General features: G+C 67.2%; 19 protein-coding genes. 11 read left to right on the forward strand and 8 right to left on the reverse strand.

Annotated features, from left to right (window positions below):
- The first annotated feature begins 83 nt into the window (after window positions 1-83).
- The gene (locus IHE57_RS14195) at window positions 84-1,301 is read left to right on the forward strand and encodes a methyltransferase domain-containing protein (RefSeq protein WP_209374105.1); all 1,218 of its coding nucleotides are present in this window, start codon (window positions 84-86) and stop codon (window positions 1,299-1,301) included.
- A 110-nt stretch (window positions 1,302-1,411) separates the two neighbouring features.
- Here IHE57_RS14195 and IHE57_RS14200 read toward each other — a convergent pair whose 3' ends face one another.
- The 5 genes from IHE57_RS14200 to hutI all read right to left on the reverse strand — a co-directional run bounded on the left by IHE57_RS14200 (window position 1,412) and on the right by hutI (window position 8,118).
- Window positions 1,412-2,155 carry an IclR family transcriptional regulator gene (locus IHE57_RS14200; protein WP_209374107.1) on the reverse strand — a complete coding sequence of 248 codons (744 nt, stop codon included), beginning with the start codon at window positions 2,153-2,155 and terminating at the stop codon, window positions 1,412-1,414.
- A gap of 82 nt (window positions 2,156-2,237) precedes the next feature.
- Window positions 2,238-3,704, reverse strand: coding sequence for an amidohydrolase family protein (locus IHE57_RS14205; protein ID WP_209374109.1), 1,467 nt, complete (start codon window positions 3,702-3,704; stop codon window positions 2,238-2,240).
- Window positions 3,701-5,017 (reverse strand): allantoate amidohydrolase, encoded by a 1,317-nt coding sequence (locus tag IHE57_RS14210; RefSeq protein WP_209374111.1) that lies wholly within the window; start codon window positions 5,015-5,017, stop codon window positions 3,701-3,703. Before IHE57_RS14210 ends, IHE57_RS14205 begins: the two co-directional genes overlap by 4 nt.
- 66 nt (window positions 5,018-5,083) lie before the next feature.
- A complete protein-coding gene (gene hutH, locus IHE57_RS14215) occupies window positions 5,084-6,760 on the reverse strand; it encodes a histidine ammonia-lyase (RefSeq protein WP_209374113.1) in 1,677 nt (558 codons plus the stop codon).
- A 35-nt stretch (window positions 6,761-6,795) separates the two neighbouring features.
- The gene (hutI, locus tag IHE57_RS14220) at window positions 6,796-8,118 is read right to left on the reverse strand and encodes an imidazolonepropionase (protein WP_209374115.1); all 1,323 of its coding nucleotides are present in this window, start codon (window positions 8,116-8,118) and stop codon (window positions 6,796-6,798) included.
- A 308-nt stretch (window positions 8,119-8,426) separates the two neighbouring features.
- Here hutI and IHE57_RS14225 point away from each other — a divergent pair, with 308 nt between their 5' ends.
- The gene (locus IHE57_RS14225; protein ID WP_209325964.1) at window positions 8,427-9,302 is read left to right on the forward strand and encodes an SDR family oxidoreductase; all 876 of its coding nucleotides are present in this window, start codon (window positions 8,427-8,429) and stop codon (window positions 9,300-9,302) included.
- 128 nt (window positions 9,303-9,430) lie between these two features.
- Here the strand turns inward: IHE57_RS14225 and hutU are convergent, their stop codons facing one another.
- Entirely contained in the window at window positions 9,431-11,152 is a 1,722-nt protein-coding gene (hutU, locus tag IHE57_RS14230; RefSeq protein WP_209374123.1) for a urocanate hydratase, read from the reverse strand.
- A 349-nt stretch (window positions 11,153-11,501) separates the two neighbouring features.
- Here hutU and IHE57_RS14235 point away from each other — a divergent pair, with 349 nt between their 5' ends.
- From IHE57_RS14235 to IHE57_RS14260, 6 genes are all read left to right on the forward strand, one after another.
- Window positions 11,502-12,065 (forward strand): dihydrofolate reductase family protein, encoded by a 564-nt coding sequence (locus IHE57_RS14235; RefSeq protein WP_209374125.1) that lies wholly within the window; start codon window positions 11,502-11,504, stop codon window positions 12,063-12,065.
- Between the two features lie 432 nt (window positions 12,066-12,497).
- Window positions 12,498-13,391 carry a LysR family transcriptional regulator gene (locus IHE57_RS14240; RefSeq protein WP_209374127.1) on the forward strand — a complete coding sequence of 298 codons (894 nt, stop codon included), beginning with the start codon at window positions 12,498-12,500 and terminating at the stop codon, window positions 13,389-13,391.
- An 88-nt stretch (window positions 13,392-13,479) separates the two neighbouring features.
- Entirely contained in the window at window positions 13,480-14,619 is a 1,140-nt protein-coding gene (locus IHE57_RS14245; RefSeq protein ID WP_209325960.1) for a CaiB/BaiF CoA transferase family protein, read from the forward strand.
- Window positions 14,620-14,724: 105 nt separating this feature from the next.
- Window positions 14,725-15,864, forward strand: coding sequence for an acyl-CoA dehydrogenase family protein (locus IHE57_RS14250; RefSeq protein WP_209374129.1), 1,140 nt, complete (start codon window positions 14,725-14,727; stop codon window positions 15,862-15,864).
- A gap of 260 nt (window positions 15,865-16,124) precedes the next feature.
- Window positions 16,125-17,555 (forward strand): purine-cytosine permease family protein, encoded by a 1,431-nt coding sequence (locus IHE57_RS14255; protein WP_209325958.1) that lies wholly within the window; start codon window positions 16,125-16,127, stop codon window positions 17,553-17,555.
- A 385-nt stretch (window positions 17,556-17,940) separates the two neighbouring features.
- Window positions 17,941-19,404, forward strand: a complete 1,464-nt coding sequence (locus IHE57_RS14260) for a lipase family protein (protein ID WP_209374131.1) — start codon at window positions 17,941-17,943, stop codon at window positions 19,402-19,404.
- Window positions 19,405-19,449: 45 nt separating this feature from the next.
- On the opposite strand, the gene IHE57_RS14265 is transcribed toward IHE57_RS14260, so the two are convergent.
- Entirely contained in the window at window positions 19,450-20,952 is a 1,503-nt protein-coding gene (locus IHE57_RS14265) for an amidase (RefSeq protein WP_209374133.1), read from the reverse strand.
- 362 nt (window positions 20,953-21,314) lie between these two features.
- Between IHE57_RS14265 and IHE57_RS14270 the strand changes: the two genes are divergently transcribed.
- Window positions 21,315-23,516 (forward strand): DUF222 domain-containing protein, encoded by a 2,202-nt coding sequence (locus IHE57_RS14270; protein WP_209374135.1) that lies wholly within the window; start codon window positions 21,315-21,317, stop codon window positions 23,514-23,516.
- 247 nt (window positions 23,517-23,763) lie between these two features.
- Here the strand turns inward: IHE57_RS14270 and IHE57_RS14275 are convergent, their stop codons facing one another.
- Window positions 23,764-24,240 carry a MarR family winged helix-turn-helix transcriptional regulator gene (locus tag IHE57_RS14275; RefSeq protein WP_209374137.1) on the reverse strand — a complete coding sequence of 159 codons (477 nt, stop codon included), beginning with the start codon at window positions 24,238-24,240 and terminating at the stop codon, window positions 23,764-23,766.
- 271 nt (window positions 24,241-24,511) lie between these two features.
- On the opposite strand from IHE57_RS14275, the gene IHE57_RS14280 reads away from it, so the two are divergent.
- Window positions 24,512-25,156, forward strand: coding sequence for a maleylpyruvate isomerase family mycothiol-dependent enzyme (locus IHE57_RS14280; RefSeq protein ID WP_209374139.1), 645 nt, complete (start codon window positions 24,512-24,514; stop codon window positions 25,154-25,156).
- A 5-nt stretch (window positions 25,157-25,161) separates the two neighbouring features.
- The gene (locus tag IHE57_RS14285) at window positions 25,162-25,488 is read left to right on the forward strand and encodes a hypothetical protein (RefSeq protein ID WP_209374141.1); all 327 of its coding nucleotides are present in this window, start codon (window positions 25,162-25,164) and stop codon (window positions 25,486-25,488) included.
- The last annotated feature ends 18 nt before the right edge of the window (window positions 25,489-25,506 follow it).

A 25,506-nucleotide genomic window follows, 5' to 3' on the forward strand; every position in this document is an offset into this window, starting at 1 on the left:
ATGCTCGAGAGTGGAGCCAAATCGATTTGGTCGTGTCTATTCTACGGTCGGCGGTGGGGAGGGTCAACGATTAGAATAAGGGGATGACGACCTTGCCGCTCGCCCCCGCCTCGGCGGATAACGGTCGACTCGAATGCGGGTATTTCGAGCGCGGGGAATGCCGTTCGTGCGCTCTCATCGAAACCGAGTACCGGCAGCAGATCACCGACGAGGAGATCTGGTGTCATGAGGTTCTGGCTGCCGTCGCGCCGTCGGTGTGGCTGCCGAGCTTCACCGGAGCTGTCCGCGACTTCCGCAACCGCGCGAAACTCGCCGTCGGAGGCAGAGCCGGGCAGGTGACCCTGGGCATCCTCGACCAGGAGTTCCACGGCGTCGACCTGCGCGAATGCGGGATTCAGGCACCGACGATCCGGGCGGTGATTCCGGTTCTCGCAGAGTTCCTCGATGCCACCGGGCTCGCGCCCTACGATGTATCCGCTCGCCGAGGCGAGCTGAAGTTCGTCCATGTCACTGCGGCTCCGTCCGGGGACCTCATGATCAGGTTCGTCGTGCGCACTCAGCACGGTCTCGATGTGCTGCGATCGCGCCGAGCCCGCTTCCTCGAACTCGTGCCGCACGCGCGCGTGGTCTCGGTCAACCTCCTGCCTGAGCACAAGGCCGTCCTCGAGGGAAGCCGCGAGGAGCTGCTGCACGGCGGCTCTCTGCGGATGAACCTCGACCGGGTGGATCTGCATCTGAGGCCGCAGAGTTTCTTCCAGACGAATACGACCGTGGCGATCGGCCTCTACGAGCAGGTCGCCGAGTGGGTGGATGCGGTGGCGGCGGAGAGTCTGTGGGACCTCTACTGCGGTGTCGGCGGATTCGCCCTCCACTGTGCGCAGCCGGGAGGCCGCAGCGGCGACGATCAGGATCACAGAGTCCGACGAGTCACTGGCGTCGAGGTCAGTGAGCAGGCGATCGAGTCGGCGAAGATCAGCGCGGAGGAGCTCGGCGTCGAGGCGCAGTTCCTCGCCGCCGATGCCACGGAGTTCGCCGAGGCGGCCCTGACCGCCGGCGCAGCCGGTGCCGAACGGCCGGACTGCGTGATCGTCAATCCACCTCGGCGCGGGATCGGGGCGCGACTGTCGGCCGCGCTCGAGGGCTCCGGCGTCGAGCACATCGTCTATTCGAGCTGCAACCCGGTCTCCCTGGCCAAGGACCTCGCCCGGATGCCCGGCTACGAGGTGACCCAGGCGCGCATCTTCGACATGTTCCCGCACACGAAGCACCTCGAGGTCGCCGTGCTGCTGACCCGCCGCTGAGACTGCTCTCGCCGATTGTTCCGCTCGGTGCTGCACGAAAGCGACAACAGGCCCCTCCCGGCGATCGTCCGGCCAAGCAGGACCGAGCCGCAGCTGCGCACCACAGCGCATCACCGCAGCTTCGCGGTCACCTCGGCGGCGGCGGTCCGCACCTGGTCGACCAGGTGTCCGGTGTCTTCGGGCATGGTCTCAGTGACCACCGAGAGCCCGATGGCGGCGATCGGCCGCCCCAGCACATCGAAGACGGGGGCCGCGATCGTCGAGATCCCGGGCGTGACCTCGCCGTGTTCGATCGCGCAGCCCGCCCGACGCTCCTGGGCGAGCACCGCGTTCAGGGCTTTGACCGAGGTCGGCCCCTTGCCCGTGCGGGAGACGAATCCGGTCTCCGACTGCAGCATCGCGAGCACCTCGGACTTCGGCAGCTGCGCGAGGATCGCCCGCCCCGTCGCGGTCAGGTAGCTGGGCATGCGCACGCCGGTGGCGGTGATGACGGCGACCGATTTGAGTGACTGCTCCTTGAGCACGTATTCGGTCTCCCAGCCGCGGATCACGGCGAGCTGCGCGGTCGTGGCCGTGTCCTCGGCCAACTGGCGCACGATCGGCTGCGCGAGCCGCTGCAGCGGGTTCGTCCGCAGGTAGGACGCCCCGAGCTCATGCACGCCGGCGCCGAGGACGAAGCCCGATTCGGTGCGCGCGACGAGACCGAGCTCTTCGAGCACGGCGAGGATGTCGTAGGCGCTCGAGCGCGGAATGTCGAGGGACCGGACCAGGGCACCGGCCGTGATCGCTCGGTTCGACGAGGCCATGTGCCGCAGGATCGCGATCGCCCGGCGCAGGGCGGGGACCTCAGCCACGGCCGGCTCCTCCGAACCCGACGCTTCCGATGCCGCCGCCTCCGGCGCCGAGCGCGTCACGCTCGATGACCTCGGCCACGACTCAGCCCTCCATCCCCAGCGCCGCGAAGGCTTGCGCGTAGAGGTCCGAGATGTCTCCGAGCTCGGCGTGGACTCCCTCGCGGACCCGCACGCGGCCGCCGCTGACGGTGAGATGGACATCCGCCGAGGTGGCCGTCAGGATGATCTGTTCGTCGAGTGACCCGAAGGTGCGCATGCTGTCGGTGCGCAGCGCCACGAAGTCGCAGGCCTTCCCGGCCTCGAGCGAACCGACGGGCAGTTCAAGGCTGCGGGCACCGCCCTCGGTGAGAGCGGTGATGAGCTCGGACGGAGAGAAGCGACCGCGCTGAGCTGAGCGCAGACGCTCTCCTGCCTCGAGCCCCTGGGTCTCGCGCAGGGCGTCGAGGACGACGTGCTGGTCGGATCCGAGCGAGATCACGGCCCCGGCGTCGGCGAGTTCGCGGGCCGGTCCGATGCCGTCGGCCAGGTCCGCCTCGGTGCACGGGCACATGACGATCGAGGCCCGGGACCGTCCGAGGACCGCGATGTCGTCCTCGCTCAGATGGGTGGCGTGCACGGCCGAGAGGTTCGGCCCGACGACGCCGGAGCGGGCGAGCACCTGCGTCGGCGTCGTCCCGTACGCGGTTCGGCAGGCTTCGTTCTCCGCCGGCTGCTCGGACAGGTGGACATGCACCGGCCCGTCGAGTTCGGCGAACCGGGGCAGGTTGGCGGCGGGCACGGCGCGGATCGAGTGGATGGCTGCGCCAATGTGCACGAAGCTCTCGCCGGGATCGCCGACGGGGAACTCATCGGCGAAGGCGGTCGACAGAGCCGCGTGGCGGTCCATGTAGCCGTCGATCGTGCCATCGCCGAACCGCGCCTGCTCATCGGAGAGTTCGGCATCGATGGCGCCGGTGAGATAGCAGGTGTCGAGCAGTCGGATGCGGATCCCCGCCGAGGCGGCCGCCCGTGCCAGCGCCCGTTCCATCGCGTGCGCCCTGTTCTCGGCACTGTCGCCGGCGGCGTCCCCGCGGGGACGGGACTCGTCCTCACGTGCGCTCGTGAACTCATTCGCCGCCGCGTCCCCGTGGGGGCGTCCCGACTCGGGCTCGGCCCCATACGGTGTCCCGTCCTGTGCGTGGTGGACGTAGTGGAACTCCCCCACCGACGTGTATCCGCCGGCGAGCATCTCGGCGAACACGGCGCGGGCCACGGTCTCATAGGATTCCGGTTCGAGCTTCGCCGCGACCGAGTACATGACTTCTCGCCAGGTCCAGAAGGTGCCGCCGTCGCCGTGGGTGCGGCCGCGCAGGATGCGGTGGAAGGCATGCGAGTGCGCGTTCACTCCGCCGGGCAGGGTGAGGCCGGGGGCCACCTCGGCGCCGGCGGGGGCTGAGGCGATACCGGTCTCGACCGAGCTGAGCGTGCCCGTGTCATCGGAGGTGAGCAGGACGCCGTTGGCCACGGCCCCGTCGACCCATGCGGTCTCGCACCAGAACTGCGTGCTCATCGCGCACCTCCGTTCCCGGCCGCGGAATCATCCGCTGGCCCGACTGCAGAGTCCTCCGCGGAGCCGATCGCGGAATCATCCGCCCGTCCGGTCGGTTCGGTCAGCCCCAGTTCTCGTTCCAGCACTCTGACGAGGGCATCGACCCCGGCCCGCTGATCGTCGACCTCGCAGGCCTCTTCGGGCGCATGCGAGACGCCGGTGGGGTTGCGCACGTAGAGCATCGCCGAGGGCACATGGGCGGCGAGGATGCCAGCATCGTGCCCGGCGCCCGAGGGCAGCAGCGGCGCCTGCGGCAGCACCGAGGTCAGCCGCGAGTTGAGTTCGGCGGTGAAGTGAGTCGTCGGCGAGTAGGACTCCTGCGAGACGGTCACCTGGACACCGGCATCGGCGGCGTGGGAGCCGGCGCGCTGACGGATGGCATCGAGCACCTGCTCGACGACGGCGTCATCGGGGTGGCGGATGTCGAGCCAGAAGCTCATGGCCGAGGCGATGACGTTCGTCCCGCCCGGGTGGATGAGCGTGCGCCCCACGGTGGCCACGGCGCTCGCGTCAGTGGCGGCCGCTAGTGTCGGGATATCCCCGATCACACGGGAGGCCGCGACAACCGGATCGGCACGGTGGCTCATCGGCGTCGTGCCGGCATGGTTGCCCTGCCCTGCGAAGGAGAAGTGCCAGCGGCCGTGGCCGATGATCGAGGAGCCGATGGCCACGGCCTGATCGGTGCGGATCAGACCGATGCCCTGTTCGACGTGGAGTTCGATGAATGAACCGATGCCGGCCAGCCGAGACTGGTCACGCCCGACCCGCTCCGGGTCGAGGCCATAGCCGCGGGCGACCTCGGCGAAGGTGTCCCCAGCCGAGTCCTTGAGCCCGAGTGCGCGTTCGGCGTCGATCGCGCCGGTGAGCAGCCGGGAACCGAGACAGGCCACGCCGAAGCGCGAGCCCTCTTCCTCGGGGAACACGGCCAGAGCGAGAGGCCGCCTGGCCCGTTCGAGCGCGCCGGAGGACTTCAGTTCGTCGAAGGCCGCCAGCGCCGAGGCGACCCCGAGGGGCCCGTCGAACTCACCGCCGCCGGGAACGGAGTCGAGATGGGAGCCGGTGACGACGGCGTTCTCACCGGGCGGGGTGGCCCAGGCCCAGGTGATGCCATTGGCATCGATCTCGGTGTCGAGACCGCGGCGGGCCGCCTCGGCGAGGAACCAGTCACGCAGTTCACGCTCCGTGGCCGAGAAGCCGGGGCGCTGGTAGCCCGGGCCGCGGGCGTCCCGGCCGGTGTCCTCGATCTGCCTCAACAGGGAGACGACATCGCTCATCTCAGTTCACTCCGTTCGAAGTCAGTGGGTGCGGGACCGTCACGTGCTGGCAGCCCCGCGTCGGCATCAGTCCTGGTGGGTCGTCGCCGCAGCGGTCCCCGAGGCCTCGGCAGCCGCCTCGAGGTTGCCCAGGGCCGTGAACTCGGGATCGTTGACGGCCGGTCCACCGCCGGCCGGCTGCCAGGTGCCGGCAGCGGAGGTGACGGTGTGACGGAACTCGGCGACCGCCTCAGCGGCGGCGGTCAACGTTCCGTCCTTGACCTTCGCAATGGTCTCGGCGAGCTCCGGGGACAGGAACCGGTCGGGACCGGGACCGGGCACGGTCTCACGGATGGTCGCGATCACGGCTCCGGTGACCGGGGCCGGGGCGGCCTCGCGCATATCGCAGGCGCGTGAGGCCGCGTAGAGTTCGATGCCGATGACGGAGGCGAGGTTGTCGACGACCTTGCGCAGCTTGCGGGCGGCCGACCAGCCCATGGACACGTGGTCCTCCTGCATCGCCGAGGACGGGATCGAGTCGACCGAGGCGGGAGCCGCGCCCCGCTTGGCCTCGGAGACCATCGCGGCCTGCGTGTAGTGGGCGATCATCAGCCCCGAATCGACGCCGGCGTCATCGGCGAGGAACGGGGTCAGGTCCTGGTTGCGGGTGACGTCCATCATCCGGTCGGTGCGGCGTTCGGACATCGAGGCGACGTCGGCGGCGACGATGGCGAGGAAGTCCAGCGCATGTGCCAGGGGCGCGCCGTGGAAGTTGCCGTTCGAGGAGACCATGCCGTTGGTGAGCACGACCGGGTTGTCGATGGCCGAGCGCAGTTCGCGTTCGGCGACCCCGGTGGCGAAGGCGACGGCGTCGCGGGCGGCGCCGTTGACCTGCGGGGCGCAGCGCATCGAGTAAGCGTCCTGGACGAGGTGGGTGGAATCGCGATGGCTGGCCGTGATGCCGGAGTCGGCGAGCGAGGCGAGCATGTTCGCAGCCGAGGCGGCCTGGCCCTCGTGGGGGCGCAGAGCGTAGTGGAGTTCGGGGGCGAAGACCGCGTCGGTGCCGAACAGTCCCTCGATGCTCATGGCGGCGGAGATGTCGACGGCGGTGAGCAGGTTCTCGAGGTCGGTCAGGGCCATGATGAGCATGCCGAGCATGCCGTCTGTCCCGTTGACCAGCGCCAGGCCCTCTTTCTCGGCCAGAGTGACCGGGGTGATGCCGGCGGCGGCGAGGATCTCATCGGCAGGTCCGGCGACACCGTCGGGTCCTTCGGCCACGCCTTCGCCCATGACGACGAGTGCGCAGGCCGACAGCGGTGCGAGGTCTCCCGAGCAGCCGAGCGAACCGTACTCGTGGACGACGGGGGTGATGCCGGCGTTGAGCAGGTCCACATAGGTCTGGAGCACCTCGGCGCGGACTCCGGCGCGGCCGGTGGCCAGCGTCCGGGCGCGCAGCAGCATGAGTGCGCGCACGACCTCGCGCTCGACGGGGTCGCCGACGCCGGCGGCGTGGGAGCGGATGAGCGATTTCTGCAGCTGGGTGCGCAGTTCGGCGGGGATGTGACGCTGGGCGAGTGCGCCGAATCCGGTGGAGACGCCGTAGACGGGCTTCTCGGCCTGGGCGAGGGCGTCGACGGCCTCGCGGTACTTATTCACCCTGGCCAGGGTGGCCTCGGACAGGGAGACCTTGGCGTCGTGGCGGGCGACGTCGACCACCTGCGCGAAGGTGAGGGTATCGGGGTCGAGATCGATGAAATCGGTCATCAGGAGCCTTTCCTTTATTGCTTGAGGTGTGGAAGTCAGTCGTTCGGACGGTTGTCGGCGATGAGTTCGCCGCCGGAATAGACGCGTTCGACGAGCTGGACGCCGGGCCGGTAGGCCAGATGGCGGCAGCTGGGCGCGTCGAGAACGGCGAGGTCGGCTCGGGCTCCGACGCCGAGGTGTCCGATGTCGCGCCGCTGCAGAGCATTGGCGCCTCCGGCCGTCGCCGCCCACACCGCCTGTTCGACGGTGAAATGCATGTCGCGGACGCCGATGGCGATGGCGAAGGGCACGCTGTTGGAGAAGCCCGAGCCCGGGTTGCAGTCGGTGGCGATGGCCAATCGCACTCCGGCATCGACATACCGGCGGGCGTCGGGATAGGGCTGGCGGGTGGAGAATTCGATGCTCGGCAGCAGGGTGACCACGGTGCCGGCCGCAGCGAGGATTTTGAGGTCCTCATCCGAGGCGAAGGTCGCGTGATCGACGGAGGCGCAGCCGAGTTCGGCGCCGAGTCTGAGCGCCCCGCCCTCGGTGAGCTGGTTCGCATGCAGGCGCGGTTTCATGCCTGCGGCCTTGCCTGCCTCGATGATCCGCCGAGTCTGTTCCTCGGTGAAGGCGCCCTTTTCGCAGAACACGTCGATCCACTTCGCCTTGCCCTCTGCAGCCGGGATGATCTCGTCGATGACGAGGTCGACATAATCGTCCGGGTTCTCCTTGTACTCGGGCGGGACGACGTGGGCGGCGATGAGGGTGGACTCATCGGTGTGCCGGTTGATGATGTCGAGAGCCTGGATCTCATCGTCCAGTGTCAGCCCGTAGCCGGACTTGATCTCGAAGGTCGTCGTGCCCTGACGGCGAGCCTGGTCGAGCAGGTGGACGAGGTTGGCGTCGAGTTCGTCCTCCGTGGCCGCCCGGGTGGCTGCCACAGTGGTGGCGATGCCTCCGGCCGAGTACTTCTGCCCGGCCATGCGGGCGGCGAATTCCTCGGACCGGTCACCGGCGAAGACGAGGTGGTTGTGGCTGTCGACGAAGCCGGGGATGACGGCTCTGCCGCCCAGATCGATGGTCTCGATCGCTGCCAGCTCCCCCACCGAGGTGACCTCGCCGTTGACGATGTCGTCGTCGTTGACCGCAGCGACCTCGGGGCGCGGGGCCGCTGGAGCGCTGCCGTCGACTCCGCCCGGTCGCTCTTCGCCGGCGCCGAAATGCCCAGCGACTGCGGTGTCCGCCTGGGCGGACGGTCCGGACCAGACGACCCGGCCGTCGTCGATGAGCAGCGCGGCATCGGCGATGACGTCGAGCTCGCCGAGGTTGTCGAGGTCGTTGACGACCAGCTCGCTGATCCCGGTGAATAGCTGCATGATGCGTCGGCCCCTTCCGATCGAGAATCCTTCAGTCCCAGTATGGACTGCGTGCTCGCGGCGCAGAACCGCGCGCAAAGATATTCGTCCGATATTTCGGACACCTGGAGCGCGGGGAGCACTTCTGTCCAGAGGCCGCACTCGTGGCAGCGCGCCCCTGCACGCAGAGGTGCAGGGAACGAGGCGCCCGCTCCTGCGCGCCGAGAGCCCACAACTGCTGCGGACACCACGACGGAGCCCGCAGCCGAGCGGTACCCTGGCACCACACATGCCATTCGGCATCGGACCACGGACGAAGGAGACCAACGATGAGCACTGACAGCCGCCTCGGCGCGGGCGAAGACACCGGCAACACACGTTCGCTGGCCGGACGCACGATCATCATGAGCGGAGGCAGCCGAGGGATCGGACTGTCGATCGCACTGCGCGCAGCGCAGGACGGGGCGAATGTGGCGATCGTGGCGAAGACCGCCGAGCCGCATCCGAAGCTCGAGGGGACCATCTACACTGCGGCCGAGCAGATCGAAGCGGCCGGCGGCAGGGCACTGCCGATCATCGGCGACGTCCGTGACGATGACTCCGTCGCCGAGGCCGTCGCCACGACCGCGCAGACCTTCGGCGGGATCGACATCGTCGTCAACAATGCCAGCGCCATCGACCTGTCGACGACGGCGGACCTGTCGATGAAGAAGTTCGACCTCATGCAGTCGATCAACGCGCGCGGCTCGTTCCTGCTCGCCAAGACAGCGCTGCCGCACCTCAAGGCCTCGAACGCCGCACACGTGCTCACCCTCTCCCCTCCGCTCAACCTCAACCCCGCGTGGGCGGGCAAGCACTTGGGCTACACGATGGCCAAGTACGGAATGTCCCTGGTCACGCTCGGGCTGGCCGAGGAGCTCAAGGCCGATGGGGTGGCGGCGAACAGCCTGTGGCCGAAGACGACGATCGCGACGGCGGCGGTGAACAACCTCCTCGGCGGGGCGGAGCTCATGGCCCGCAGCCGCAGGCCCGAGATCGTGTCCGAATCGGCATGGACGATCCTCACCTCGGATCCGCGCGAGGTCACCGGGAACTTCTTCATCGACGAAGAGGTGCTGGGAGCACAGGGCGTAACGGACTTCTCCGTCTACAACCACGACCCGCAGGCCACAGACCTCGAGCTCGACATCTTCCTCGACGAGTAGGCCTCGAGCGGTGGCACTGACGCCGAGAGCTCGGTCCACGACAGAGAGCCCCGTTCGCAACGGAAGCTTCCAGTCGTAGACCGAGCTCTCGGCTCAGGCGCCGCAGCCCCACGCAGCCCGCAGCCCGCTTACTGCGCGGCGGATTCGTCGTCGCGCTGATCGAGCTCCGGGATCATCGGCACACGCTGACCGCGGTCGCGGGCGACCTCGGCGGCACGGTCATAGCCGGCGTCGACGTGGCGGATGACGCCCATGCCGGGGTCGTTGGTGAGCAGACGGGCGAGCTTCTGCGCGGCGAGCTCGGTGCCGTCGGCCACGGAGACCTGGCCGGCGTGGATGGAGCGGCCGATGCCGACGCCGCCGCCGTGGTGAATGGACACCCAGGTGGCACCCGAGGAGGTGTTGACCAGCGCATTGAGCAGCGGCCAGTCGGCCACGGCGTCCGTGCCATCGAGCATCGACTCGGTCTCGCGGTAGGGGCTGGCGACCGAACCGGAGTCCAGGTGGTCGCGGCCGATGACGATCGGGGCCGAGATCTTGCCCTCGGCGACGAGGCGGTTGAACAGCAGACCGGCCTGGTGGCGTTCCTTGTAGCCGAGCCAGCAGATGCGGGCGGGCAGTCCCTCGAACTCGACGTATTCCTGCGCTGCGTCGAGCCACGTGTGCAGGTGCTCGTTGTCGGGGAAGAGCTCCTTGAGCGCGGCATCGGTGACTTCGATGTCCTTCGGGTCACCGGAGAGAGCCACCCAGCGGAACGGTCCGAGGCCCTCGCAGAAGAGCGGTCGGATGTAGGCGGGGACGAAGCCAGGGAATTCGAAGGCGCGGTCGTAGCCGGCCTTGCGGGCCTCGTCGCGGATCGAGTTGCCGTAGTCGAAGACCTCGGCGCCGCGATCCTGGAACTCGACCATGGCGCGCACGTGCTTGGCCATGGACTCCTCGGCGCGGATGGTGAACTTCTCGGCGTCCTGCTCGGCCTCGTCGTGCCAGTCATCGACGCTCACGCCGACGGGCAGGTAGGACAGCGGATCGTGGGCGGAGGTCTGGTCGGTGACGATGTCGACTTCGGCGGCCTCGGGGCGGTCGAGGATCATCGGCAGGATCTCGGCGGCATTGCCGACGAGCCCGACGGACAGTGCCTGCTTGTTCTTCTTGGCCTCGATGACCTTGTTCAGCGCGGTGTCGAGATCGGTCTCGACCTCGTCGAGGTAGCGCTTGCCCTTGCGGCGGTCGAGGCGGGTCTTGTCGACGTCGATGATGAGGCAGGCGCCGCCGTTGAGCGTCACGGACAGGGGCTGCGCGCCGCCCATGCCGCCGCAGCCGGCGGTGATGGTCAGCGTGCCGGCCAGGGTGCCGTCGAAGCGCTTGCGGGCGATGGCGCCGAAGGTCTCGTAGGTGCCCTGGAGGATGCCCTGCGTAGCGATATAGATCCAGGAGCCGGCCGTCATCTGGCCGTACATCATCAGGCCTTCGGCCTCGAGCTCGCGGAAGTGCTCCCAGTTCGCCCAGTCACCGACGAGGTTCGAGTTCGCGATGAGCACGCGCGGGGCCCATTCGTGGGTGCGCATGACTCCGACGGGCTTGCCGGACTGGATGAGGAGGGTCTCGTCGTCCTCGAGGTCGTCGAGGGTCTTGACGATGGCGTCGTAGGCTTCCCAGGAGCGCGCCGCGCGACCGGTTCCGCCGTAGACGACGAGGTCCTCGGGGCGCTCGGCGACCTCGGGGTCGAGGTTGTTCATGAGCATGCGCTTCGGCGCTTCGGTCTGCCAGGACTTCGCGGTGATCTCGGTTCCGCGGTCGGCGCGGATGACCCGGCTCGGGTCGTGCTGGGTGAACGACGGCTTGGTGGTCATGGGGTTCTCCTTGTCGCTGTGTCCGACGAGGCGGACCCAGTGGCCCGCTTCATCGCTGCGCCGAGGGATGTCCTCCCCTGCGCTGTCTGCTCTGACTACACCATCCATTCTGTCGGCTGGGCAGGATTGCGAAAGTGGCTCAAGACAAGTTCTGTCCGATATTTCGGACGGCCCTGGTGCGCGTCCGCTCCGAGGCGCACACTGGATCCACGCCATGGCAGTGCTCGACCGCGACGATGGGTGGGCTCACGCCAGGCGTTCGTGCCCCGCCGGATGAGAACGCTCGCACCCGGCCCCACGAGAATGTTCGCGCCCGCCCTACATGCCCCAACCCGCGAGAAGAGGAACGATGAGCCGCATCGTCTATTCCCTGTCCACCTCGCTCGACGGGTACATCGTCGACGCCGAGGGGCAGTTCGATTGGTCGGTCCCCGACGAAGAGGTCTTCGCTCTCGCCCTGGAGGAGGTGCAGGGACTGAGCGCCCACCTGCTCGGCCGCCGGCTCTACGAGACGATGGTCTATTGGGAGACTGCGGACCGGGACCCGGATCTCGACTTCGCCGAGGCCGGTTTCGGTCGGCTCTGGCGGGCGTTGCCGAAGCTCGTCTTCTCGTCGACGCTGACCGAGGTCGTCGGCAATTCCGAGCTGGCGGCAGAACCCCTCGCCGAGGCGGTCGCGCGCCTCCGCAGCGAACACCCCGATGCCGAGATCGGCATCGGAGGGGCCGGGCTCGCCGCCCAGGCAGCCGATCTCGACCTCATCGATGAGTACCGTATTCGCGTCCACCCGATCCTCGTCGGCGGCGGCACGCCGTTCTTCGCCCACCACGGAAGACACGCGAACCTCGAACTCCTCGAGTCCCGGACCTTCGCCTCGCAGGTCATCTACTTCCGCTACGGCGTCAGACGCTGACGCTGCGCCCGAATCGACCCGACGTTTTCCCACGCGAGGCCCTTCGGCCTGTGCCTCCCACGAGCCGAGCCTCATCGGCCCGCGCGCCTTCGCGTGCCCCAACGCCCGCGGAAGCCTGCAGCCAGATGATTTCGCGTCCGGTCGCGAGCAGGATAACTCGCGTCCGGTCGCGAACAGGATAAGGTGGGAGAAGCTCTCCGGAACCACCGGCCCGCCCTCGCTGATGCACCCGCGGAGGGCCTGAGACAAACTGACGGCAGCGTCACCAGCCGCGGATCGCAGATCACGGCAAATACCCTCCTCACCAAAAGACCGCAGTTATTGTTGCCTGCTTGTGCAATAATCTGTAGCAAGCGTCCGGCTCGCCGAAGATGAGGCCGACCGCTCAGACGCACGAGCCGAGTCCCTGAGAGAAGAACCCGGAGATCGACCATGGAGCTGCAGCAGATCCGCGCCTTCGTCGCCGTGGCCGAGGAACTCCACTTCGGTCGCGCCGCCGAACGCCTGGGCATGGCCCAGCCGCCCCTGAGCCGCACGATCCGGGCGCTTGAGGCCGAACTCGGAGCCTCCCTGTTCCAGCGCACCACCCGCTCGGTCAGCCTCTCACCGGCGGGCAGCGCCCTGCTCGAACCGGCCAAGCACATGCTCGCCACCCAGCAGGCCGCCATCGAATCGGTCCACCGCTCCTCCAGCGGACAGGTCGGCCACGTGCGCTTCGGCTACTCCCATCCCTCCTCGCGCGAGCTCGCCGCCGCCCTCGTCGCAGCCTCGCACGAGAGAAATCCAGGAATCGTCTTCCAACTCGAGTCGACGGTCTACGCCGATGAGGGACTCGAGCGGATCATCGACGGCAGCCTCGATCTTGCACTCGTCCGCTGGCGCCAGCGTCCTCCGCTGATCGGCGGGCGTCCGGTGGCGATCGAACGCCCCTGCGTCGCCATGCCGAGTTCGCACCGGCTGGCTGGCCGGAAGACGGTGAATGTCGAGGAGCTCGCCGACGAACCCTTCGTCCTGCTGCCGGCCCGGCCGAACTCGAATCTCCGCGAGACCGCCATGCGTCTGTGCCTCGACGCGGGTTTCAATCCGCGTGTGATTCAGGAGGCCCCGGACTCCCAGTCGATCTCCGCGCTCGTCGCCGCCGGCATGGGCGTGACGATCACCTTCGACTCGGTCGCCGCCGGCTACGACTCACGGATCTCGGCCGTGCCGCTCAATGCCCCGGACGAGATCACCCAGCTCTACCTCGCGCACCGGCTCGACCACCAGGATGCGGCTCTGGACACCGTCCTCGAAGTCGCCGAGGCAGTGCTGCCGACCGTGCGCTGAGCTCAGGCGCCGACGCCTTCCGACACCTCGGACGAAATCCATACAGCCACCGTTGTATTCATGCAGGCCAGCGCCGAGGATGGCACTCATGAACGCAATGAAGCACCTCCTCGCGGGAGTTCGGGTCGTCGATTTCTCCCGCGTTCTCGCCGGCCCCTACGCCACTGCGATGCTCGCCGATCAGGGCGCCGAAGTCATCAAGATCGAGATGCCCGGTCACGGAGACGATTCCCGACACCTCGGACCCTTCACCGGAACCGGGTCGGCCTATTTCACCGGACTCAATCGCGGCAAGCGCTCCATCGAGGCAGATCTCAAAGATCCTGACCACCATGCTCGCCTGCTTCAGCTCATCGCCGACTGTGATGTCGTCGTCGAGAACTTCCGCCCCGGGGTCGCAGCGAAGCTCGGACTCTCCTACGAGGACGTCAAGGCGATCAAGCCCGATGTCATCTACGCTTCGATCTCCGGCTTCGGTCAGCACGGCACCCAGTCCCAGCGCCCCGCCTACGACACCGTCATCCAGGCGCTGAGCGGTCTCATGGCCTCGACCGGCTTCCCCGATGGTTCGCCCACCCGCGTCGGCGAATCCATCGCCGATGTCTCCGCCGGAGTCTTCGCCGCCTTCGGCATCTCCTCTGCCCTCTTCCACCGTCAGACCACCGGCGAGGGAGCCCACATCGACATTCCCATGCTCGACGTCATGCTCGCGATGCAGCCGACGAACGCCTCGATCCATGCGGCAGGTTCCGCTCCGGCCAGGGTCGGCAATCGCCATCCCGTCTCGGCCCCCTTCGACACCTACCGGGCCGCCGATGGTCTCATCGTCATCGCCGTGGCCAACGACCGGCTCTTCGGAGTCCTCGCCGACTCCCTCGACAAACCCTCCCTTCCCGCCGACCCTCGCTTCGCCACGGATGCGCAGCGCTCGGCCAACGACGAAGCGCTGCGCACCGAGATCGAAGAGTTCACGACGGGCCACACCGTCGACGAGCTGTGCACGATCTTCGACGCCGCCGGGGTCCCGAACTCCCCCGTCCTCGACTACGCCGAGGCTCTCGACGGCCCGATCGGCGCAAGCCGGGATCTCGCCGTCGAGGACGAACGCACCGGGCACGCCTACCTCGGCCATCCGCTCCTCGTCGACGGAGTCCGGCCCGCGTCCACGCTGCCGGCGCCCCGCCTCGGCGAACACAATGCCGACTTCAGCGCCGCACCCCGGCACTGACCCCTGCCCGACCCCACGGGCACTCTCCGACCGAGCCGCCTCGGCGTCGCCCCTCCCTGCCTCCGCCCTCATACCGCACACGATCACCACACCCTAGGAGCACCCATGGCCTTCGACATCACCGCCGACGAACAGGAGATCCTCGACGCCGTCACCCGGATCAGCACGGACGTCCTCGCCCCGCAGGCAGCCGCCACGGATGCGGACGAGCGCGTCGCCGATGAGACGCTGCAGACACTCGCCGAGGTGGGGGTCATGGGGCTCAACCTGCCCGAGGAGTTCGGCGGGCCGGGCGTGGGTTCGGCGGCGATGAGCCAGATGGTCGCTGCGGTGACCGAGGCCTGCGCGTCGACGGCGTCGATCGTGACCGCACAGTTCCTCGCCACCGATTCGATCCTGCTCGGCGGGACCGATCGCCAGCGGCAGGATTGGCTGCCGCGAGCCGCCGCCGGAGAGGTGATCGGGTCCTTCGGGCTGACCGAGCCGGGCGCCGGATCGAATCCGGCGGAGATGTCGACGAAGGCCACCCGCGTCGAGGGCGGCTGGCACATCAAGGGCACGAAGTGCTTCATCACGAATGCCGGTTTCGCGGACTTCATCGTCGTCTACGCGAAGACGGACACGGAAGCCGGGCACAAGGGGATCAGCGCCTTCATCGTCGATACGAAGGAGGCCCGGGACGGACTGAGCTTCAATCCTCCGGAGAAGACCATGGGCCTGCGCGGCAGCCCGGTCTACGAATTCGTCATCGATGCCGTCGTTCCCGCCGATGCGCTGCTCGGTGTCGAGGGCGAAGGCTTCACCACAGCGATGCGGGTGCTCGACCGCGGTCGCATCGAGGTGGCGGCGATGAGTCTGGGCATCTCCAAGGCCGCGCTCGATGCGGCAGTCGCCTGGGCCGGTGAGCGCAGGATCAACGGCAAGCCGCTGAATCGCCTGCAGGGCATCGCCTTCAAGCTCGCCGACATGTACACGAAGTACCGTTCGGCGTGGCTGCTGACGATGGACGCCGCCGAGCAGCGCGACGCCGAGGTGGACTTCACCCTCTCGTCGGCGACGGCCAAACTCGCCGCTTCCGAGGCCGCCGCCTTCATCGCCGACGAAGCCCTGCAGATCCACGGCGGCTACGGCTTCACCAGGGACTTCCCGCTCGAGCGATACGTCCGCGATGCGCGGATCTACCGCATCTACGAAGGCTCCTCGGAGATCCAGCGCACCATCATCGCCCGTTCGCTGTCGAAGTAGGCGGCGGGGGTCAGGCCTCGCAGACGTTCGGGGCAAGGGCCCACCTCGGCGCGAGGGTCGGGAACGTCGGGCCCCGGCGCGGGGATCGCACGCGTCGGGCCGCCTCGGCGAGACGTCTCGGCGAATGATCCTGAGGGAATCTATTGTTGGACCTCGCCGATATTTCCGATATCTCGGACGGAAAGAGTGATGTGGACCTCGTACCAGCGTGCGCTGCGGTGCCACACTGTTCCTGATTCATAAGTTCAAAGGAGAAATTCATGGCTGGTACATCCAGTTCGGGGATCGAAAAACGGTCCATCGAGATGGTGCCCGACGCCGAGCGACACGGGACACCGAAGTCCCAGTTCACGCTGTGGTTCGGGGCCAATACGCAGATCACCGCGATCGTCGACGGCGCCCTTGCCGTCGTCTTCGGCGCTGACGCACTGTGGGCCATCGTCGGCCTGCTCATCGGCAATATCATCGGCGGCATCGTCATGGCTCTGCACTCGGCACAGGGTCCGCAGCTGGGTCTGCCGCAGATGATCTCCTCGCGCGCCCAGTTCGGCATCATCGGCGCGATCATTCCGCTCGTGCTCGTCGTGCTCATGTACATCGGCTTCGCGTCGACCGGCGCAGTGCTGTCCGGCCAGGCCGTCAACCTCATCATCGGCGTCGAGACCCCCGCCGTGGGCATCGTCATCTTCGGCGCGCTCACCGCGCTGGTGGCGCTGCTGGGCTACAAATACATCCACGTGCTCGGTCGGATCTCCTCGGTGACCGGTCTGCTCGGGTTCCTGTTCATCACCTACTGTGTGCTCACTCAGGTCGACGTGCCCGGGCTGATCTCGCACTCTAGCTTCGCGTTCCCCGCGTTCCTCTCAGCGGTCGCCCTGTCGGTGGGCTGGCAGCTGACCTACGGGCCTTATGTCGCCGATTACTCGCGCTACCTGCCGCGCTCGACCCCGGCGTCGAAGACCTTCTGGTTCACCTTCGGCGGCTCGGTCATCGGTTCGCAGTGGTCGATGACGCTGGGAGCTCTCATCGGCGCCGCCGCCATGACGGAGTCGGGCAACCGCTTCGTCGACAATCAGGTCGGCTATGTCGGAGACATCGTCGGCGGCGGGGTCTATGCGCTGCTCATCTTCATCGTCATTCTGCTGGGCAAGCTGACCGTCAACACGCTCAACGCCTACGGCGCATTCATGTGCACGCTGACGATCCTCACCTCGTTCGGCAACAAGGCGACCATCCGCCGCTGGACCCGGGCGGTCTTCGTCATCGGCATCGTCACGCTGACCGTCCTCGTCGCCCTGCTGGCCTCGGCGGACTTCCTCGCGAACTTCAAGAACTTCGTGCTCGCCCTGCTCATGGTCTTCACCCCATGGAGCATCATCAACCTCACCGACTACTACCTGATCTCGAAGGACCGCTTCGACATCCCCGCCTTCTACGACCGCCACGGACGCTACGGCAACTGGAACTGGCGCGCGCTGCTCTCGTATGGAGTGGGCGTCGTCATCCAGATCCCGTTCCTCGCTCAGTCGTTCTACACCGGCCCGCTCGTTGCGAAGCTCGGCGGCGCGGACATCTCGTGGCTCGTGGGCATCGTCGTCACCTTCGTGCTCTACTACGTCCTCATCCGCAATCACGGCGTCGCCCCGAAGGAGACGATCTACCCCGAGGTGGAGGAGCTCGAACGAGCCTGATTCCCGGCGGTCGGCTGCTGGGGGCCGCCGGCCCTGCCGCCACTGCCTCGTCTGCAAGAGAATCATCGACGCCTTGGGGCCCGTTTCCGACACGGAGACCGGCCCCGAGGCGTCGATGCTCGTTTCGCGGCCGTCGCCTGTGCGCCTCGGCGGGCGGCTCCGACTGGATCTGCAATGGCGCATCTCAAGAAACCCCGAGGTTACCAATCGGTTTTACTATCAAGTAATATCAGTGACGCCCGTCACCATACGGGCACCGCACCGCGGGTGGCCTCGCCGACGACACCCCTGTCACGCTGGTCCGCACCGCCGCTGTCAGCACCTTCTCACTGACGAGACGCACGACCTCAATGCAGAGATCCACGACAGAACAGGACACATGCCTATGCGCACTCCCACAGACACGCCTGCAACCAGCAGCCTCCGCCCGCGCCGTCGGCTCGGGCCGGCCAGCGCGCTCGGAGCCGCGGCCCTGACCAGCCTCGCGCTTGCCCTCGGTCCGAGCGCGACGCCGGCACAGGCGACCGAACTCGTTCCGCAGACCGAGGCCGAGGCCGAAGACCTCGTCGAAGACCGCCAGGCCGAGGACTCCAGCTCCCTGAACGAGAGCAATGTGCCCGACGGCATCAGCGTCGAAGAAGCGCGCGCCGCCGTCGACAAGTCCGACGAGATCACCACTGCCGACATCGAGTACGCCGCGGCTCTCGAGGACCTGCCCTCCAATGACGTCCCCGAAGACTTCTACAAGACACCGGACCAGCTGCCGGATGAGAACGGCGCCGTGGTCAAGCAGTCGCCGTCGACGTTCTACCTCGACCCGGTCAAGCTCATCAAGCACAACGCGAAGACCACGGCGTTCATGTACAAGACCACCGACGAGCAGGGCAATGCGCGTGCCGCCACCGCCACACTGCTCACCCCCGAAGGGGCAACAGGGACTGCGAAGGATGCGGTCGTCCTCTCCCCGGGGACGCAGGGCACTGCCGACAAGTGCGCCCCGAGCCGACAGATGAGCATGGGCACCGAATACGAAGGCATCTCGGTCACCTCCGCATTGGCGGCGAAGCATCCGGTGATCGTGGTCGACTATATGGGCCTCGGCACCGAGGGCACGCACCACTACCTCAATCGCGTCGAAGAGGGACGGTCCGTGCTCGACGCGGCCAAAGCGGTTCAGAATGTCGAGGGAAGCGATATCAACGCTGATACGAAGCTCCAGCTGCGCGGCTATTCACAGGGCGGCCAATCGACTGCCTCGGCCATGGAGCTCGCCGAGGACTGGGCGCCCGGTCTCAACATCGCATCCGCCTCGGCGGGGGCCGTCCCAGCAGACCTGTACGACGCCGTCTCCAAGCTCTCCAGCGTATATACGGCGTTCCTCCTCTACGGCATCGACACCTTCGCCGAACAGAGCGGAGTCGAGCTCTCCGAGCACCTCAACCAGAAGGGGCTCGACGCCGTGGAGAGCGCCTCGAATCAGTGCACGATGGAGGCTCTTGTGAGCCACGCCTTCACCGACACGAGCACGCTGACGAAGGACGGCAGCTCATTCCAGGAGCTCGTCGACGAAGAGTTCCGACCGATCATCGACAAGCAGCTCCTGGGGAAGTCATCGATCCCCGACGTCCCCGTCCTCGTCAACCACAGCCGACTCGATGACGTGGTCCCGTTCGAGCAGGGACGCGATCTCGCCTCGACGTGGTGCAAGGCCGGCAACCGTGTGGCCTTCGAGGACAATCTCGGACCCACACACGTCGGCGGCTACGTCGTCTCGCTGCCCCGAGTCGAGGCCTTCACCGATCGCACGTTCGCCGGCAAGGCTCCGCTCGACAGCTGCTGGCGGCTCTGAGCGAGTCGGCAGCCTGAGCAGCTTCTCGCGGAGGCTCGCGCGGCTCTACATCGGCGCGAGCCTCCGCCACGGCAGCAGCTGCTCGACCGCGGCGGCGACCTCGAAGGCCCGCCGGTCATCGTAGGGATGGGCGATGATCTGCACGCCGGTGGGGATCCCGCAGCCGACGAGACCCGAGGGCACATTGACGATCGGCACCCGATTGCAGATGTTGAACGGCATCGTCATGTGCGCCTGCCAGTAATGGTCGAGGCGCAACCCTCCGACGTCACCGTCCGAACCGTCCCGGCCGATACCGGTCGCATCGATCGTGATCCCGTCGAGGTAGCTGGCGTCGGCTTCCAACCCCGCCACCGCCGAGGTGGGCGCCAGGAGAACATCGAACCCGTCCATGGCGGCGGCCAGCTCGGCCTGGATCTGCGCCTCCATCGCGAGACCGTCGTACTGCGAGCGTCGCGCTGCCACAGCCTCGGCGTCGTCCATGAACCGCAGTGTGTAGTCGGCCAGAGTGTCCTCGTGCCCACGGGTCGCCGCCCGCATCCCCGGGGCGAGGATATTGCCGAAATGAGTGAACGCCGCTTCGAAGATCCGTTCGGCCGTCCATGGCATCTCGATCTCTTCGACGATCGCACCGGCGGATCCGAGCGCCGAGGCGACCGCGCGGGTATTGGCGATGATGTCCTCCCCGACGGGGAAGTCCCCCAACCGCAGACACAGCGCGATCCGCCGGCCGTGCAGGCTTTCGACCACCTCGCCGGAGGCGGCATCGAAGCCGTCGAGGAATCCTGACGAATCGATCGTCGCATGGTCGCTGGCATCTAGCCCGACCATGACTCGCGCGAGCAGGGCGGCATCGGCCACGGTGCGCGCCACCGGCCCGTCCCCGCGGTACCAGTCCGCAGCCAGCGGCTGCGCCCCGGGGACCCGGCCGTACGGAGCCTTGAAGCCGACGGTGCCGGTGAAGGCGGCCGGCAGCCTCGTCGATCCGGCGATGTCCGAGGCCGTGGCCAGAGGAGCGAAGCCGGCGGCGAGCGCCGCACCCGATCCGCCCGACGACCCGCCCGGCGAGAGCTCGAGGTTCCACGGATTGCGCGTCACACCCCACATCGGTGAGTGCGTGATCGTCGCGCAGCTGAACTCCGGCGACGTCGCGCGGGCATGGACAGCCCCTCCTGCTGCGCGGATGCGGGCGATGATCGCCGCGTCCGCCTCGGCGATGGTGTCGCGTTCGTGGATGAGGCCTTGAGTCAGCTCGCGGCCTGCCAGGGCGTGCTTCTCCTTGGCGATCACGGGCAGTCCGAGCAGCGGACGGGTGGCGGCCGCCTCGGCGAGGTCGTCATCGGTGGCATTCGCGTAGAAGCGCTCGGCCTCCTTCGCCGAGGTGACCGCCTCCTCGACGACCTCGGTGACCGCATTGACCCGCTCGTCCTCGGCGGTGATGCGACCGATGTGCGCAGCGAGATGGTCGACAGGGGAGAGTTCCTTGGCACGGAACCGCGCGAGTGCCTCGGTGGCGGACAGGGTCCAGGATTCGGCGGCTGAGTTCATGAGATCACCTCGGCGTGAGTTCGACAGTCGGGCCCGGAACGGGCGTTGCTCATACGGTATCGCTCGACCGCGGCTCGGCGACGGAGCGTCCCACCGCTGCGATGAAGTCCTGCTGTGGTGGTGGGGCCGCTCCGTCGCAAAGAATCCGCTCTGCGCTTCAATCGACATCGATCCGCGTCAGTGCCGACGAGTAGAGTCGCCGTCAAATCGACCCTGAATGAATCATTTGCCTTGATCTGCACTTCAAACGCCAACGAAGCCGTTTCGAATCGAATGATTTTCGAAGTTTCTATTGTTTTATCCAACTTGACCGTCTAGAATGAGAACAAGAGACCTTCAACGACGAACGGAACTCGCCAGCGATGACCTTCACCCCCGACCGCAAGCGACGCAAGTCAGGAAAGCGCGACCGTCGTGCCGCCGCTGACTCGCGCAGCGGAGCGAGCAGAAGGCCGCCGATCAATTCGAGCCCCGCGGATTTCACCGACCTCCCGCCCTGCGCTGCTCAAGAATCCGCGGACAACGCACTCGTGCAGCCCGAAGCCGAGTCACCGCGCCCTGCATCTCTGGCGGAACAGCTCAAGTCAGCCGGACTCGACCTCAGCGACCACTGCCTCGCCGAGATGTTCAACGCCCTTGACCCTGTGCCGACCGACGACGCCCTATCGACCGACGACAAAGAATCACGCGACGATACATCGGCTGCCGACGGCGAGCATCCGACCGAAGCCGTCGAACCAGCGTTCTCCGCCGAGGCTGAGCCGAATGCACAGACGGGTTCGACTGCACACACAGATCCGACCGCACAGTTCGAAACGAATGAGCAGACCAGCTCAACCACGCAGCCCGAAACCGCCGAGCCTGCGAACGCGATCACCGGAAGCAGCAACGGCACAGCTCCCGTCGCTGCTCAGTCCGAGGCTGGAGACGATTCTCAGCGACCCGCCTCGCAGCACCCGATCCTCACCGACGCAGCTTGGAACGACCTCGTCGCGACCGCTCCCGAGATCACTGACTCGATCGCCTCGCTGACCGGACTGGTCGGAGCGCTTCGGGCATTCGACCGGCCGATGGGGCCGAGCGAGGCCCTGCAGGTCATCGATGGCGCGGAGGCACTGCGTCGGATCAGTGAGTCCCTGTCCACTTTGGCGCTGGCCGTCTACGAACGCGTCGGCACGCCCGCAGACAGTGGCGCCAAGTCGACCAAGGCGCTCATCCAGGAACGCCTCAATCTCTCGGGTCGAGAAGCGAATCGCCGCGCAAAGCTGGCAGAGAATCTTGGGGGACGTGTCGCCCTCGATGGCCAACCGCTCGAGCCCGAGCACCCACTCGTTGCCGAGCAGCTCCACCTCGGCACCCTGCCGGCCGAGCATCTCACTGTCATCGAAGACTGCCTCAAGGCGCTGCCCGCGTGGGTGGACCAGGAGACGAAATCCCGAGTGGAATCCGACCTCGTGAAGTACGCGGCGTCGGTGACTGTCAGCGAGCTCCGCGACATCTTCCGTCGGATGCTCGCTCTTATCGACCCCGACGGTGCGGAGCCGCTCGACCCCAGCGATCGTTCCGCCTATTTCGTCACCGCCCGTCCCAAACGCAACGGTGACTGGAGGCTGGAGGGCGTCCTCGATCCCGTAGCGGGATCCGAGCTTCATGGGCTGCTGACATCGCGGATCCAATCCGGCAAAGGCAATACATCGAGCACAGCGGGAGCAGGGCCCACGAACGCCGCGGCGGCCGTTGCCGAGGGCGAAGACGCTCCAGCATTCGCCCCGAACGCCGGAGTCGGTCAGGCTCGCGGCGAGGAACGGTTCGAACCGATCGACGCCGTACTCGCCGGAGACCGTTTCGATGCACCCCCGTGGGCCGTCGTCGAGGCTGCCGGTGAGGCCGAGGCCGATAGGGCCGATTCCGACCGTTCCATTCCTGCCGGTCACGGTGTCCGCGCCGACGGTGCGGCCGTTGATCTCATGAGCGAGCAGCCCGGCGCGAGGGTCTGGATCTACGAGCGTTTCGCCACTCTCATCTCGCGCATCAGCATGAAGGAAGCTGCCAAGGGTTCACCTTATGCTCTCGTCGTCACAGCCAAGGCGTCTGATGTCGCCGACGGCACCGGCGAAGCCACCACAGGCTCCGGCGACCGCTTCCCGATGGGCGACATCACCCGGCGCGGCCTCAACGGCACGGTCTTCTTCCATTTTATGGACGAAAAGGCTCGCACGGTGGAAGTCTGCACGGATCAGCGCTTCGCCAATAAGAAGCAGACCGCGATCGTCACCGCCCGGGATCGCGGATGTGTGTTCCCCGGCTGCGACGCACCAGCGGGATGGTGCGACGTGAACCATGTCGTGCCGTACGCCAGGGGCGGTGAGACCGACATCAACAACATGTGCCTGCTCTGCTCCTATCACCACCACCTCATGGACCGCTCCGACTGGGAAGTCCTCATGCTCACTGACGGGCGGCCGGCCTGGCGCCCGCCGGAGAGCATCGACCCCGCTCGCGCTCTCATCCTGCACTCACGGTTCATCACCGACGACATCATCGACGGTCTCTTCGGCACGTAGCCCTGCTCGGTCGCTCAATGGCACCGTTGTGTCTTCATCTCGGGTGAGTACGCAGGGCGCAATCTGCGCCCACAATCACAATCTGCGTCCGCACCGCAGTCTGGCCCCACGGCCGCCGCCCTGCCGACCATATTTGGTCCATGCTTCAGGACGCGAGCAGATGCATGAGACGCGAAAAGACGCAGCCGCGCACTGAAGCCGGTGCGAAATATGGCCAGTCGGCCTCACAGCGCGAGCGGGCACGCCGTCACCGAAAAGGATCCGTGACTTCGCTCAGCTCGGCGAGCAGCCGGCGCAGCGTGTCGAATGACCCGTCCCCGAGGTGGCTCCTCCATTCATCTTCAACCTCGGCCTCCGACCGACGGGCAACAGCGATGACCTCATACCCTCGGTCAGTGATGGTGATGAGCTTGGCACGTCCGTCCTCGGGGTCGGGCGAACGTCGCAAGAAGCCACCTGTGATGAGTTCGTCGACGAGGTAGGCAGCACTCTGCTTCGTCAGCTGCGCAGACTCAGCGAGCTCGGTCAGTCGTGAACCCTCGGGGCTCACTCGCTCGAACAGCCGTGCCTGCGACAGGGTGATCGTGTACCCGGCTGCTTCGACGGCGGCCATCGACCGCATCTCCGTTTGCCGGTAGGCGAGGAAGGCCAGCATCCCGAGGCTCGGCTGCCCGCTCGGACGGGACTGCCGGTCTGAACCCGACTGCGCGCTCTGTTCACCCATCAGCATTCCCCCACTGCTCGAAACAGCTCTTGTGCCGCTTTACTGCGGCTCTTATAATAGTCAGACTATCTGACTACTATTGTTCATTCCACCGCCCTCACCGATCACTCGAAACCTGAACCGGGCCGCCCCACGCAGACGGGCCGTCCCATACAGACGGTCCATCCCACGTAGACGGTCCGCCCCACGCAGACGGGCCGTCCCATGCGGACGGTCCATCCCACACAGCATCCCACACAGATGGAACGCCCTTCACAGAGGAGAAAGCATCATGGACGATGCACTGTGGTCCACCGTCGAAGCCGAACGCCTCAGCCTGGCCGATACGCTCGACTCACTCACTCCCGAGCAGTGGACGACCCAGTCCCTGTGCTCCGAATGGAGCGTGCGGGACGTAACAGCGCACTTGGCCATGACACCGACCGCGCCCACATTGGGACAGATCATCGTCGGCCTCATCCGCTCCCGCGGCGACATCTGGGCCTTCGGCCGGGACCTCGCCCGCGACTACGCACACCGCCCCACCGAGGAGATCATCACTGAACTCAGGCGCACCGCCGCCGCCCGGCATCTGCCGCCGCTGACCAGCCCGGACAATGCGCTGCTCGATGTCCTCGTCCACGGTCAGGACATCGTCCGCCCTTTGGGAATGACTCGCGCCATCCCCACGTCCGCGGGCCTCGCCGCGCTCCACCACGCCTGGTCGATGGGCTGGCCCTTCCACGCACGACGACGCCTGCGCGGCATCCGGCTCACCGCCACGGACGCGGACCTCATCGTCGGATCGGGCGTACCAGTCGAGGGCCGCCTCGGCGATCTGCTCCTGCTCGTCACTGGTCGCACCGAAGCAGCGCTGCCGCACCTGTCCGGACCGGGAATCTCTCTGCTCAATTCACCACCTCTCTTAAGGAAATGATCATCATGGTCGCCATCATCACCGCACTCGGGGCCTTCTGGCTCGGCTGTCTGCTCCGCTCGAGGTTGGCCGCCCATCTCATCTATGCCGTCGCCTATCTGTGGGCGTTCGTCTTCCAGACTCTGTACCTGTTGCTGGCCAGCCTCGAAGGAGGCAGCGACCCGGCGTTCTCCCCGGGCACGTTCCCCTTGGAGTACGGTCTGGTCACCCTCGGGGTGCTCGTCATCGGCTTCGCTCTGGTCGAGGCCGGCCACCGGCTGCGGACCCGACTGCGTCACCGCCGGAGCCTCCGCGCGGAAGGGACGGCGGACGGCGGGCTGGCGACTGCATAAGGGATTCTCAGTCGTCGC

The organism is Brevibacterium renqingii (genome assembly GCF_017808105.1).
GTDB classification, from domain to species: Bacteria; Actinomycetota; Actinomycetes; order Actinomycetales; family Brevibacteriaceae; genus Brevibacterium; species Brevibacterium renqingii.

Bases quoted from the DNA above. Each gene is read 5' to 3' on its own strand.
- IHE57_RS14210 (WP_209374111.1), bottom strand. From the start codon at position 5,017: ATGAGCGATGTCGTCTCCCTGTTGAGGCAGATCGAGGACACCGGCCGG.
- IHE57_RS14285 (WP_209374141.1), top strand. From the start codon at position 25,162: ATGGTCGCCATCATCACCGCACTCGGGGCCTTCTGGCTCGGCTGTCTG.
- IHE57_RS14270 (WP_209374135.1), top strand. From the start codon at position 21,315: ATGACCTTCACCCCCGACCGCAAGCGACGCAAGTCAGGAAAGCGCGAC.
- IHE57_RS14255 (WP_209325958.1), top strand. From the start codon at position 16,125: ATGGCTGGTACATCCAGTTCGGGGATCGAAAAACGGTCCATCGAGATG.
- hutU (WP_209374123.1), bottom strand. From the start codon at position 11,152: ATGACCACCAAGCCGTCGTTCACCCAGCACGACCCGAGCCGGGTCATC.
- IHE57_RS14240 (WP_209374127.1), top strand. From the start codon at position 12,498: ATGGAGCTGCAGCAGATCCGCGCCTTCGTCGCCGTGGCCGAGGAACTC.
- IHE57_RS14280 (WP_209374139.1), top strand. From the start codon at position 24,512: ATGGACGATGCACTGTGGTCCACCGTCGAAGCCGAACGCCTCAGCCTG.
- IHE57_RS14260 (WP_209374131.1), top strand. From the start codon at position 17,941: ATGCGCACTCCCACAGACACGCCTGCAACCAGCAGCCTCCGCCCGCGC.
- IHE57_RS14265 (WP_209374133.1), bottom strand. From the start codon at position 20,952: ATGAACTCAGCCGCCGAATCCTGGACCCTGTCCGCCACCGAGGCACTC.
- IHE57_RS14250 (WP_209374129.1), top strand. From the start codon at position 14,725: ATGGCCTTCGACATCACCGCCGACGAACAGGAGATCCTCGACGCCGTC.
- hutH (WP_209374113.1), bottom strand. From the start codon at position 6,760: ATGACCGATTTCATCGATCTCGACCCCGATACCCTCACCTTCGCGCAG.
- IHE57_RS14205 (WP_209374109.1), bottom strand. From the start codon at position 3,704: ATGAGCACGCAGTTCTGGTGCGAGACCGCATGGGTCGACGGGGCCGTG.
- IHE57_RS14245 (WP_209325960.1), top strand. From the start codon at position 13,480: ATGAACGCAATGAAGCACCTCCTCGCGGGAGTTCGGGTCGTCGATTTC.
- hutI (WP_209374115.1), bottom strand. From the start codon at position 8,118: ATGCAGCTATTCACCGGGATCAGCGAGCTGGTCGTCAACGACCTCGAC.
- IHE57_RS14275 (WP_209374137.1), bottom strand. From the start codon at position 24,240: ATGGGTGAACAGAGCGCGCAGTCGGGTTCAGACCGGCAGTCCCGTCCG.
- IHE57_RS14195 (WP_209374105.1), top strand. From the start codon at position 84: ATGACGACCTTGCCGCTCGCCCCCGCCTCGGCGGATAACGGTCGACTC.
- IHE57_RS14235 (WP_209374125.1), top strand. From the start codon at position 11,502: ATGAGCCGCATCGTCTATTCCCTGTCCACCTCGCTCGACGGGTACATC.
- IHE57_RS14225 (WP_209325964.1), top strand. From the start codon at position 8,427: ATGAGCACTGACAGCCGCCTCGGCGCGGGCGAAGACACCGGCAACACA.